Raw genomic sequence first — 12358 nt, 5'->3', positions numbered from 1 at the left:
ATCTCCTCGCCGGTCTTTCCCTCCGCCGCCAACTCATCGGCCCGGCGCAACTTGCGCACGATGTCCTCGGCCGAGTGCCGCTTCCGTCCTGCCATGATCCCTATCGTCCCTTCGTGCCCTCATCAGGGCAATCAGGACTCTAGAACAGCCCGGACCGGTTCACGGGGGACACGCCAAGGGCACGAGGACATACACATCAAGACCGACTGTCCCAACCCTCATCCGCCGCGCCTAGGACGATTTTCAATCAAGAACCCACCATCTCTACGGAGGTTCGCTGCGCGCGGCTGTCTGGCAGTTGAAAGGAGGCCATCGACTACGCGGGCGCTCTCCGATCCCCGGCTTGGCCGTGAGGTCGTCCAGGCCCATACTTCGACGACTGGCAACAAGATCGACGAGGCGCAACCACCTATGCCTGGTGTTGCCAGCTTGGCTCGGGCTCTGAACCCACTTCACAGAAGGAACAGCTCAACGTCACACCGCAACTGCTCATGGACCGTGAGTCCGTCGCGGTCGACTGGTCGACTCGTACGTCGGAATAATCTGGCAGCTTTCGCAAGCATCGCGCTGATGTCAAGGGATTTCAACATTCGGCGCCGACGTTCGGGTCGCGATCGCCGATGCCCGGCCCCTCCTCGGGGCCGGGCATTTGTAGTTGGCCAGGCTCGACGCCTTTTAGATCAGCTCGAGGATGGTGGCGTTGGCCTGGCCTCCCCCTTCGCACATCGTCTGCAGGCCGTACTTGATTCCGTTGTTTCGCATGTGATGGACCAGGGTGGTCATGATGCGAGCTCCACTGGCTCCGAGGGGATGTCCGAGGGCGATCGCTCCGCCGTTTGGATTGAGTGTTTTGGGTTCGGCGCCGATTTCGCTGAGCCATGCCAGAGGTACTGATGCGAATGCTTCGTTGACCTCGTATGCGCCGATGTCGGCTGCGGAGAGTCCGGCCTTTTTCAATGCTTTGTGGGTTGCGGGAATGGGTGCGGTCAGCATGATCACCGGATCGTCGGCCGCCAGCACGGCGGTATGGACGCGGGCGATCGCTTTCAGTCCCATCTTTTTCGCGTTGTCGCTCGAGGTGAGGAGTAGCGCTGCTGCGCCGTCGCTGATCTGCGAGCTGTTGCCTGCGGTGATGACACCGTCGTCGGCGAATGCGGGCTTGAGGGTTGACATTTTGTCGATCGTGCCGCCTCGTCGGATGCCTTCGTCTTTGGTGAATGACGCGCCGGAGTCTGTGGCGATCGGAACGATCTGGTCGTCGAACGCTCCGGCGTCCTGTGCCGAGGCAGCTCGCTCGTGCGATTCCAGTGCGAACTCGTCGAGTTGGGTTCGGCTGAAGTTCCATCGCTGAGCGATCATCTCGGCTCCGTCGCCCTGGTGAGGGATGACGCCGTTGTAGCGCTGCCGGAATTCGTCGCCGAATGCGTCTGCGCCTTGCACAGAGGAGAACATGGGGACCCGGCTCATGCTCTCGATGCCTCCGGCGACAGCAAAGTCGTACTGGCCGCTGATGACTCCGGCTGCGGCGCTGTGGACCGCCTGTTGCGACGAACCGCACTGGCGATCGATGGTGGTGGCGGGTACCGACTCCGGCCAACCGGCGCCGAGTACTGCTGTACGTGCGATGTTCAGGCTCTGCTCGCCGACCTGTGCGACGCAACCCCACACCACGTCGTCCACGAGCTGAGGGTCGATCCCAGAGCGTTCGGTCAGCGCGTTCAGCACTGCGGCGGACAAGACGGCAGGGTGCACGCCGGACAGGCTTCCGTTCCGTTTCCCGACGGGTGTTCGCACTGCCTCTACGATGACTGCATCGCGCATGGAGATTCCTCGCTGTTCGTTGGATGCCCGGCGTAGACCGGGTTCGTGGGTTGCGAAGGTTGCCGGGTTCGCGGCACGTCCTAGAACTCCAGGACGAGTCGTCCTCGGAGTCCGCCTGCTTCGACTCGGCGGTGTGCTCGGGCTGCTTGATCTTTGGGCAGCACTTCAGCGACTCGCAGGGACAGCGTGTCGCGGCTCGCTAGGTCGCGCAGCTCGACCAGTTTGTCGTGGGTTCGCGCGTAGTCGCCGACGAACACCGGCGTGAACGTGACTCCGCGATCGCTTCGGTGGCTGAATCCCCGCACGGTGACGACAACTCCGTTGTCCCGGACTGCCGGGGTCACGGTGTCGAGCAGCAGCGCCCCGTCGACTGCACCATCGGCGCCGTCGGTGAAGTGTTCGCGAACACGAGTGCCGTACTCCTCACCACGCGGGATGACGATGTCGGCTCCCAGATCGGTCACGAGTTTGGTGTCCTGCTCCGAGGCGTCAGCGATGACCGTGAGTCCGTCGGCTTTCGCGAGTTGCACCACGTACCCGCCGAACGCTCCGGCTGATCCGGTCACTGCGAGCACGCTGCCCGGTGGGAGGCCGAGGGTGTCTAGTGCCAGTCGAGCGGTGAGTCCATTCATGGGTAAGGTGCTCGCTGCCGCGAGTGTTGCGTTGTCGGGGATCCGGGTCACCGATGCTGCCGGCACTACCACTTGCTCGGCGTAGGCCCCATAGGACCCATAGGGCATGACGATCGCCATGACCTCGTCGCCTTCGTGGAGGTCGGTGACCGTGTCCGTCCCGATCCCCAGAACTGTCCCGGCGGCTTCCATGCCCGGAACAATGGGCGGTGTACCGCGATCGCGGAGTTCTCCCCGCCGTATCACGGCGTCACCGGGGTTCACCGCTACCGCGCGGACTCGGATCAATACCTCTCCGGGACCGACTGTCGGGTCGGGCAGCTCCATGAGTTCGAGGACCGCTGGCGGGCCGTGCCGCCGTGCTCCGACTACCTGCATGTGAACTGTTCTCTTGTCTGTGGGTAGGGGTTCATCGTGTCCGCGCAATGCCTTTGAACTGTGATCGGGCGCCCTGAGCCAACGTGCGCAGTTTGCGTTTGCAGAATCCCTGCAAGAAGTCGTCGCGATCGGTGTGTCCGGACTGAACTGCACGAAGAACTCGGCGATAGAACTGCTCTGGTACGAGACCGAAAGCGGGGAAGATGTACTCATCGCCACCGCCGAACGGCGCCCATTGAACAGCAAAACGAACCAGGTCGTTCTCGTCGGCCTGGCCGATACGGGCGTCTGGCGGTGTGTCGTCGTCGAGCGAACGGTCGACGGCAGGAGTTACGTGTGTCGTGGTCATGCGTCCCGCGGAAGGATGAACAGTCCGCGCGCGGTAACGGTCACCTCTCCGGCGACCCGAATGTCCCCGGCCACCCAGATCTTGCGCCCGTCTCGCTTCTCGATCGTTGACCGTAGGTGTAGTTCGGTCGCCAGAGGCGTCGGTGCCCGATAGTCGAGGGTGAGGTTGGCGGTGCGGCCGACGGTTCCCATCTCTTCGAGGAGAAGCCCGCACATGCAGTCCATCAGCCACGCCGCGGTTCCGCCGTGAAGAAGCCCACCTGAACCCTCGTGCACTTCATCGGCAATCCACGTCGCGAACGCGCTGTCGCCCTCGGCGACGATTGTGAGAGGGATGACCTGCGCGTTGTGATCACCGATCCGGCGGGTTCCGTCGGTGTCATCCGGGCGTCGGCCGAAATCGCCGACGAGTACCGAATCACGGGGCGTCGCCGACAATCGACGTGTCAATACATCCAACTGGGCCGCAGCGTCGACGAGCACGGACTCCTCGGCCGTGGATAGAGCCGCCGCTCGGGTGACGGCACGGACCGCTCGGGTCAGCTCCGCCGACGCGGACCGCCAGGATTCCTCGAGATCTGCCACGAGCACCGGCGATTGAAGGCCGGCCATGTCAGCCCATCCCTGCTGGGGTGAACAGCGGCAACACCGCGTCGCCGCGTCGCTCGAAGACCACCCGCACCTTCATGCCGATTCCGAGCAGGGAGTGGTCGAGTGGGTCGGGTCCGCCGGAGATGATGTTGGTCATCAACGTAGGTCCCTCGTCCAGCCTCACAATTGCGACGACATAGGGTGCAAGAGCGGCGAATTCGCCGGCGCCGCGATTGACGACACTGAAACTTTCGATGGTGGCGTCACCAGATGCCTGTTGCCACACAATGTCCAGCGATCCGCAGTGCCGACACAGGTAGCGCGGGTAGAACTGCCACTTCGCACATGATTCGCACTGTTGAAGACGGAGTTCGCCGTCGCTGCACGAGCGCCAGAACACGGCGCGAACGTCCTCGATCGGACTCTTATCGGTCATCTTTGCGTCCTCATCATCACGCTCGTCCCAACACCAGGAATCCGTTGTTGGCGAGCCAACTTCCTTGTCCGTGAACCATTCCCAGCTTCGCCTCGCGAACCTGGCGTTTGCCGGCCGCGCCCCGCAGCTGGACAACGGCCTCGACGACCGAGTCGAGGGCAGCGCCCATTCCCGGGTGGCGGAAGGCCATCGTGCCGCCGTGGGTGTTCATGGGCAGCGGTCCCGCGAGCGTCGCTCCCCCCTCGGCGAAGAACGCCCCGGCCTCGCCTTTCTTGCAGTATCCGATGTCCTCCAAGATGATGAGCGGGACGATCGAGGCTGGATCGTAGACTTCGAGGAAGTCTAGGTCGGCTAGCTTCACCCCAGCCTGCGCGAGCGCTTGATCTGCTGCGCGGCCGAGGTTGTCGAAGCCTGTCAGGCTGGGGGCCTGGCTCAGGCTCATGAAACTGCAGGCCTCGCCGTATCCGTGTATCACGACGGGGTTCTCGCCCGTGGGCTGCTCGGTCACCACAAAGCCCTGGCCGCCTCCGGTCGAGATCAAGGCGAGCATGGACCTCGTCAACGGGCTGCTGGTCACCGGGTCGGCCAGTACTGATTCCACCGTTAACTCGCCGCGGATCTCAGAATCCGGATGGAGAAGTCCGTGTCGACGGAACGTCACCGGCACCGCGGCCAGCTGCTCCATGGTCGTGCCGAACTCGTGCATGTGCCGCTGCGCCATGAGCGCGAAAGCCGTCGGGATGATCGGGCCGAACGGGCGCTCGTAGACCTTGTCGAAGCTGGTCATGTACAGCTCGACCGCACCGTCGATCCCCAACGTCGTCCCGAAGTTGTCTGCGGACAGCACTAGGACGTTGGTCGCCAGCTTCGACTTGATGGCCGAATCAGCCAGATGCAGCACATCCACAGCCGGTCGGCCGCCGTACGGTGCCATCGCGACGTAGGCGTTCTCGATCCCCAGATGCTCGGCGACTTCGGCGGGATTGAGTTCAAATGGTTGCGGTATCGACGACGACAGAATCAGGCCGTCGATGTCGTCCTTGGACAGGCCGGCATCGGCCAGTGCCGCTACCGCTACATCGACAAGGATCTTGACGTAGGGAGGGGCCGGCCGCCCACGTCCGACGACCAATTGCGACACCCCGGAGATGAAACTGTTGTTCTCGGTTGAGGTCACAAGCCCCTCCCTTCGCTACCGTGCACGGTCACTTTCGTGGTCGAGACCACTTGTGAATATTGTTTCGTTGGACCGCCGAGGACCCGCCGATGATGGGCATGGCGAGAATGTCCCGAACATATCGCTCGCAATCGAAGTCCTTGGCGTAGCCATAGGCGCCCATGACCGTCTGTGCGTCGAGAACGATCCTCTTACAGGTCTCGGTGGTGAACAGCTTGGCCATGGATGTCTCCACGCCGCAGCGGATATGGCGATCGGCCAGCCGTGCGGCATCGTCCAACACGAGCCGACTGGCGTAGAGACCGACCTGCATGTCCGCCAGTAGGTGCGCGATCGATTGGTGTCGTTCGATCGGCACCCCGAACTGCTCACGTTCAGTGCTGTACTCCAACGCGTCGGCGTGCGCGGCGGCAGCGATACCCAACGACATCGCCGCAACTTCGAGTTTCTCGATGTCGAGTCCGACCCCGGTGATCAACTGCCACCCGGCATTCCAGCTGTCGAGACCGCCCATCAGGTTGTCCAACGGCACCCGCACGTCGGTGAACGTCACATCGGCAGTATGCGTGCCCTTGAGGCCCATGGTGTCGATCGGAACGATCTCGACTCCCGGGGAATTTGTCGGCACAACGACGGTGGAGAGGTTTTTGTACTTCGGTGCATCCGGGTCCGACCGGCCGAGGACGTAGATGTAATCGCTGAACCCGGCACCTGTGCAGAAGCGCTTGGACCCGTTGATGATGAGATCGTTGCCTTCTCGGGTGATTGTGGTCTTGACACTGGCCAGATCCGCACCGACATCCGGCTCGGTCCATCCGTAGGCAAACATCATCCGGCCTTCGGCGATCTCCGGCAGCCACCTGCTTTTTTGTTCCTCGGTAGCGCAGTCGGTGACGGTCATCCCCGCGTAGCAGCTGGCCATGATGTACGGAATTGCCACAGCCAGACTGCGTTTCGACAACTCCTCGATCACCATGAGCGTTGCTGGGATGTTGCGTCCGCTGCCGCCGTACTCCTCCGGAACTGTCAGACCCATGACCCCGAGCGTCGCGAGGCGATCGAACGCGTCTCGGGGGAAATGGTTCTGCTTGTCCCACTCGGCGACTGTCGTGCGTGGCATGACCGTCTTGACGAACTGCTGGACGACACTCCGCAGTTCGGCGACATCAGCCTCACTGGCGGAGGCCTCGGTCTCCACGGCGGTCATCGGCCCTGGAACTTCGGGGTCCGCTTCTCACGGAAGGCTGCTACGGCCTCGGCGTGGTCGGCACTGGCATTGGTGATCGTCTCGTAGGCGATCGAGGTGTCCATCGCGGCGTAGACGGCCTGCTTGAGTGCGATGTTCGTCGCGATCTTGGTGAATCGAATCGCCTTGGTCGCGCCGTTGCGGAGTCGACCCGCGAACTCTGCCACCCGCTGGTCGAGGGACTCGGGCGGCACCGCGTAGTTGATCAGACCGATGTCGGCAGCCTGCTGCGCACCGATCAGATCGCCGGTGAAGAGGTACTCCTTGGCCCGCGCGTAACCGATCAGCTGTGGCCAGATGATTGCGCCGCCGTCGCCGGCCACGAAGCCGACCGACACGTGCGGGTCGCCGATCTTCGCTTTCTCCGAGGCGAAGATGACGTCGCAGAACAGGGCCAGGGTGGCGCCGAGGCCGACGGCGTGACCGTTGACCTTGGCGATGATCGGCTTTTCCAGATCGAGCAGGGAGAAGATGATCCGCTTGGCCTCGTCACGGGTCTGGTCGAACGACTCCAGATCGTCGATTGCGTCCTGCATCCAGTCGATGTCGCCACCGGCCGAGAACGCGCGGCCGGCGCCGGTGACCACGACAACGTCCACGTTGCGGTCACGCTGCAGGTCGACGAAGATCGTGGACAGTTCGGTGTGGAGCGCGGCGTTGGCGACATTGAGCTTGTCGGGGCGGTTCATCGTCACAGTGGCGATGCGGTCGTCGACCTCGACGAGAAGCTGACTGTACTTCGAGTAGTCCATGATTGTGCCTTTCAGTGCGCGGGGCGCGCTTTCTCGTAGGTCTGCTTGGCGATGATGATCTTCTGGATCTCGCTTGTGCCGGCACCGATTTCGTGGTGCTTGGCGTCGCGGTACAGTCGCGCTGCGGGGTACTCCTCCATGAGTCCGTAACCGCCGAGGATTTGCACCACCTCACGCGAAGCTTCGACCGCTGCCTCCGAGCTGTAGAGCTTCAACACGGCCGCCGCTCGCGTGACATCCTCACCGTTCTCGACGGCGCGGACCAGGTGGTAGAACATGACTCGACTCATCTCGACGCCCATCGCCATCCGGGCGATCTTGTCCTGAGTCATCTGGTACTCGGACAGCCTCTGGCCGAAGACCTCCCGCTCGGAGGAGTAGGACACTGCAAGGTCCAGGCAGGCTTGCGCGATACCGGTGTTCGACGCGCCTTCGAAGACGCGCTCGAGGTCGAGTCCTTCAAGCATGTAGTAGAAGCCCTTGTCCACCTCGCCGAGGATCTGGTCGTCGGACACGCGGACGTTGTCGAGGAATACCTCGCCGGTGGGCGAGCTTCGCAGGGACAGTTTGTCGAACGGCTTGCCGGTCGACAGGCCTGTGGCGTCGCGATCGACGATGAAGCACGTGCCACCATGGGCTCGGCGATCCTCGCCGCTGGTGCGGGCGAACACCATGAAGAAGTCAGCGATCGGCGCATTGGTGATGAAGGTCTTCGAGCCGTTGATGACCCAGCCGTCACCGTCGCGACGTCCCACGGTCTTGGGGCTCAACGCATTCGAGCCGCCGTGCGGCTCGGTCAGGCAGATTGATGCGCTGGCCGTACCTCCGAGCAGCGGCACAAGGTACTTGCGCTTCTGCGCCTCCGTGCCGTGCCTGATGAGATGGCGGGCGACCAGACTGATGTTCACGAACAGCGTAGCGTCGAGGCCTGCGTCCACGCGCGCGGTTTCCTCGGCGAGAATCGCTCGGGTCATCAGGCTGCCGCCCCCGCCGCCGTACTCCTCGGGAGCAAAACTCCCCAGCAGGCCCTGCTCGCCCATGTCCTTGAGTAACGCAGCCGGTGGCCGGCCGGCCTTTTCCATCTCGGCGACGATGGGTCGGACGTTCCTGTCCATGTACCGTTGCACGGTGTCCTGCCACTGACGCTCTTCGTCGGTGAGCATGGTCAATGCTGCAGATTCGAATTTCATGTCACTCCTGTAGTTCCGTCGGCGCGGAGAATTGTCAAAGACTCACAGTCCGAAGAGTTTCCGGACCCGGGCGGCGTCTTCGTCTGCGAATCGGGTGGTGAAGCCACTGCGGCTGGTGGGCGGAAGGCCGCCGCGTTGGGTCAGATCCACCCTCGTCTCGAGGGTCTTCAAACCCACGACCAGGGAATCGAAGACGGGAACATCGAGCCCGGACAGACGGTGGAATCCACCAGCCGATGCGATCGTGCTCAATCCCGCGCTTCCGATGCAGATCGCGCTGGCACCCTTGTCGACGAGCGCGCGCGCCTGGATGTCGAGCTCGGCGATGACCTTGTCCGGGTTCGCGAAGCCCTCGGTGAACGCCTCGCCTGAGGGGATGGAAATACGCTGAACGCCAACGCATTTGTCGATGAGCCCCGACTTCACGACGAGGCTGTGGCAGGTTTCGGCCCAGGCCGGATCCTCCACGGTGATGACGCCGAAGCGGTAACCGTACATGGCGGCCATGTGCAGTGACGCCTCCCACGGTCCGACCACGGGGACATCGACGAGGGTGCGCGCTTCGATCACGCCCGGATCGCCGGTGCAGGCAACCATGCATCCATCGGCTCCGGCCTGCCCTGCTTCGGCGATGTTGTGGATCACGTCGACCGCATTCAGAAGGTAGGGGTAGCCGAAAACGGTGTCCGTGGCGCGCTTGAGCTTCGCCCATCGGTGTTCGATCTCGGTGTCAGAGCGCTTGACCGAGTTGAAGACTTCGTTCACAAGAGCCGTGTAGGGCTCGGAACCTCGCTGAGAGTTGATGTGCACTACCGACAGTTTCACCAGTTTCCCCTTATTGAATCGAGCGGCCGTTTGATTATGGCACGATGGCGATCGGCCGCACAAGAGACGTCACCGCTAATTTGCCGCTGGTGTGAAGTGGGACACTGTTGTCCTTGGTGACAAACGTCGGCCGGGTTGCGGTACCAGTCGTGGCCGGCTTTGTCGGATTCCGCGCCGAGAACGCGGTTCACCAGCGAGGGGTGTAAATGGGACGCGAAGACCACGGATCGACAGGTTTGCCCGCTGAGGTGACGAGCTTTGTCGGCAGGCGACGCGAAGTGTCGGAAACGAAGGCGACTCTGGGTTCAGCGAGGTTGGTCACCCTCACGGGCATGGGCGGGATCGGCAAGACCCGTATAGCTCTGGCTGTGGCCGCCGATGTCCGACGTACGTTCACCGATCTTCGTCTGCTTGAGCTCTCCGATGTCCCCGCCGAGGAGGCACTGGATTTACTCGTTGCGACCGAGAGAGAGTTCGCGGAGCGGTGCTCGGGGCATTCCGGATCGGCGTCGTCGACCCTGCTGGTGATAGACGGTTGCGACGGTGTTGCCGATCGGTGTGGGGACGTCGTTCACCGGATGCTGCGGATGCACTCGGGGTTACGGGTCTTGGCCACCAGTAGGCAAGCCCTGGGGGTGATGGGCGAGACGATCCAGGCCATCCCGCCGATGGCGGTACCGATCATCGAACGTGGCGACACTGTGGATGTCGATCTGTCCCGTCCGCATGACGCCGTCGATCTGTACGTGGAGCGCGCCCGGTTGCAGCGTCCCGGATGGTCGCCGGACGAGTATGCGCACGTGCAGGTCGCCAAGATTTGTGCGGCGCTCGACGGGCTGCCGCTGGCCATCGAGTTGGCCGCCGTGCGGATGCGATCGTTGTCGCCGGCTCAGATACTGCAACGGTGCGACGCCCCGCTCGATTTGCTCACCGCGGGTAATCTCGGCGGCCCGCCGCGCCACAGTTCACTGCGTGCTGCATTGCAGGAAAGTTACGACGCGTGCGTGCCCGACGAGTGCCTGTTCTGGGAGCGCGCGGCGGTGTTTGCCGACAGCTTCGATCTAGCCGCTGCCGAGGATGTGTGTGCCGACGAGTCGTTGCCCCGCTCACGTGTTTATGCAGCCTTGTCGGGGTTGATCGAGAAGTCCGTCGTCAAGACAGTCGATGCCGGGGAGGTCGTCAGGTACTCCCTTCCGCGTGCGGCGTCGGAGTTCGCCGTCGAACGTTTGGCGGCGGGAGGCGATCGCGACCTATGGCGTGAACGCCATCGCGATCACTTTCTCCGAGCCGCGGAAGCGGCAGACACGGATTCGGTGGGTGGAGGGCAGCTTGCCGCTGCCCGCCGCCTCGCTCCGGAACGTCGCAACCTCGCGGCGGCCATCGATTTCTCGCTGCACGCCGAACGCGGAGAGGCCGCTGTCGGGCTGCGCCTTGCAACCTCGCTCTGGTTCTACTGGAATGCGTGCGGTTACCTTCGGGACGGTCGGTACTGGCTGGGCCGAGCGCTCGCGGCCAACCCGAAGCCCAGTGCGCTTCGGGCGAAGGCTTTGTGGGCCGACGGGTGGTACGCAATGGTGCAGGCAGACACCGCACAAGCCAGGCGGGCATTCGACGAGAGCAAGACCATCGCCCGCCAGATCGGCGACTCCAACGCGTTGGCCATCGCCACCCAGTTCGAAGGCACCACCGAGCAGATCGACGGCAATGTCCCCGAGGCGCTGAATCTGCTCGGCACGGCGCTCGAGATTCACGAATCGATCGGCGAACAGAGTTCCCTCACGATCCTGTGCGTCGTGCAACTCGCCTTCGCCCGCTGCATCAACAAGGACTATGCCCGGGCGATCGAGTTGTGCAACCAGGCGTTGACGACAAGTGAGGCCACCGACGAGACATTCGCCCGGTCATGGGCCCTGTGGACCCGGGGTCTGTCGTGGTGGTTCGCCGGCAATCTCGACGCCGCGGAAAGCTCCCTCACCGAGTCCGTTGAGGTGAAGACGTCGCTGAATGACTGGCTGGGCGCGTCGACATGCATTGAGGTGCTGGCGTGGATTGCCGTCGCGAACAACAAACCCGAGAGATGCGCGCGCCTACTCGGAGTCGCTGATCGGCTCTCCCAGGCGGTCGGCAGTCACAGCCCGCTGTTCGGGAGCACCGTGCTGGTGGATTTGCGAGAGAGGTATGAGCAGTCTGCAATCGATTCCCTAGGGCGCAAACGCTTCAATAAGTGCTTCGAGGAGGCCAGCCGCATGCCGGCCCACAAGGCGGCGGTCGGATTGGTTCTCGCGTCGGTCGACTCGGGTGACCCTGAGGCAGCCGGCCATGCCGACCGCTTTACGCTCACACGCCGGGAACTTGAAGTCAGTCGTCTCGTCGCCGACGGCTTGTCCAACCGTCAGATCGCCGAGAAGCTGATGATCTCTCGACGCACCGTCGAAACCCACGTCGAGCACGTCTTCACCAAACTCGGCTACCGGTCGCGCACACAGTTGGCCAACTGGGTGAGCAGGAATTTCGAGGATCAGCACCTGCCCTCCGGCAGATATTGACGGACACTGTCGCACTGCTATGGTTAATTAACCATGCGACCGATTCATAATTCGGCGTGGTCAATGCGAGGAGTTTCCGTGCCCCAGCCAGCGCACCTGTTCGACCCCTGGACATCTCGGGGTGTGACCGCACGAAACCGTACTGTCGTGTCCCCGATGTGCCAGTACTCGGCTGTCGACGGCTTTGCCGGTGACTATCACATCGCCCATCTCGGTCGTTTTGCGATGGGTGGCTTCGGTGTGGTTATGACTGAGGCAACTGCGATCAGCCCCCAGGGCCGATTGACCTACGGGGACCTCGGTCTATGGTCGGACACCCAGGTCCTGCCGATGGCGCGGATCGTCAATCTTCTCCATTCGCTGGGCGCCACTGCCGGGGTCCAGCTCGGCCACGCCGGAGCAAAGTCGGCAACACT

The 12358-nt window shown here is 63.1% G+C and carries 11 protein-coding genes and 1 pseudogene; 2 read left to right on the top strand and 10 right to left on the bottom strand.

Annotation, left to right across the window (positions count from 1 at the left end; all coding sequences use genetic code 11):
* Nucleotides 1–675: 675 nt before the first annotated feature.
* The 10 genes from B1964_RS29330 to B1964_RS29285 form a co-directional block, all read right to left on the bottom strand.
* Entirely contained in the window at nt 676–1821 is a 1146-nt protein-coding gene (locus B1964_RS29330) for a thiolase family protein (RefSeq protein ID WP_079932303.1), read from the bottom strand.
* Nucleotides 1822–1901: 80 nt separating this feature from the next.
* Entirely contained in the window at nt 1902–2780 is an 879-nt protein-coding gene (locus tag B1964_RS29325) for an NADP-dependent oxidoreductase (protein ID WP_253194270.1), read from the bottom strand.
* An 82-nt stretch (nt 2781–2862) separates the two neighbouring features.
* Nucleotides 2863–3180, bottom strand: a complete 318-nt coding sequence (locus tag B1964_RS29320) for a hypothetical protein (RefSeq protein WP_079932301.1) — start codon at nt 3178–3180, stop codon at nt 2863–2865.
* A complete protein-coding gene (locus B1964_RS29315; protein WP_079932300.1) occupies nt 3177–3791 on the bottom strand; it encodes a PaaI family thioesterase in 615 nt (204 codons plus the stop codon). Before B1964_RS29315 ends, B1964_RS29320 begins: the two co-directional genes overlap by 4 nt.
* A gap of 1 nt (nt 3792) precedes the next feature.
* The gene (locus B1964_RS29310) at nt 3793–4206 is read right to left on the bottom strand and encodes an OB-fold domain-containing protein (protein ID WP_079932299.1); all 414 of its coding nucleotides are present in this window, start codon (nt 4204–4206) and stop codon (nt 3793–3795) included.
* Nucleotides 4207–4222: 16 nt separating this feature from the next.
* Nucleotides 4223–5383: a thiolase family protein gene (locus B1964_RS29305; RefSeq protein WP_079932298.1), complete on the bottom strand. Its 1161-nt coding sequence runs from the start codon at nt 5381–5383 to the stop codon at nt 4223–4225.
* A gap of 28 nt (nt 5384–5411) precedes the next feature.
* On the bottom strand, nt 5412–6590 hold the full coding sequence (locus B1964_RS29300) for an acyl-CoA dehydrogenase family protein (RefSeq protein ID WP_079932297.1): 1179 nt from the start codon (nt 6588–6590) through the stop codon (nt 5412–5414).
* On the bottom strand, nt 6587–7381 hold the full coding sequence (locus B1964_RS29295) for an enoyl-CoA hydratase-related protein (RefSeq protein ID WP_079932296.1): 795 nt from the start codon (nt 7379–7381) through the stop codon (nt 6587–6589). The genes B1964_RS29300 and B1964_RS29295 overlap by 4 nt, the downstream gene beginning before the upstream one ends.
* A gap of 11 nt (nt 7382–7392) precedes the next feature.
* The gene (locus B1964_RS29290) at nt 7393–8544 is read right to left on the bottom strand and encodes an acyl-CoA dehydrogenase family protein (RefSeq protein WP_290440760.1); all 1152 of its coding nucleotides are present in this window, start codon (nt 8542–8544) and stop codon (nt 7393–7395) included.
* Between the two features lie 69 nt (nt 8545–8613).
* Nucleotides 8614–9459, bottom strand: a complete 846-nt coding sequence (locus tag B1964_RS29285) for an aspartate/glutamate racemase family protein (protein WP_216354313.1) — start codon at nt 9457–9459, stop codon at nt 8614–8616.
* A 269-nt stretch (nt 9460–9728) separates the two neighbouring features.
* Between B1964_RS29285 and B1964_RS31510 the strand changes: the two genes are divergently transcribed.
* Together B1964_RS31510 and B1964_RS29275 are read left to right on the top strand one after the other, a co-directional pair.
* On the top strand, nt 9729–11942 hold the full coding sequence (locus B1964_RS31510) for a LuxR C-terminal-related transcriptional regulator (RefSeq protein ID WP_290440759.1): 2214 nt from the start codon (nt 9729–9731) through the stop codon (nt 11940–11942).
* Between the two features lie 156 nt (nt 11943–12098).
* Nucleotides 12099–12358, top strand: a pseudogene (locus tag B1964_RS29275) (NADH:flavin oxidoreductase/NADH oxidase); the annotation flags it as partial.

This window comes from Gordonia sp. i37 (assembly GCF_002043085.1).
Classification (GTDB): domain Bacteria; phylum Actinomycetota; class Actinomycetes; order Mycobacteriales; family Mycobacteriaceae; genus Gordonia; species Gordonia polyisoprenivorans.
This window is presented reverse-complemented; position numbering and strand designations above follow the sequence as displayed.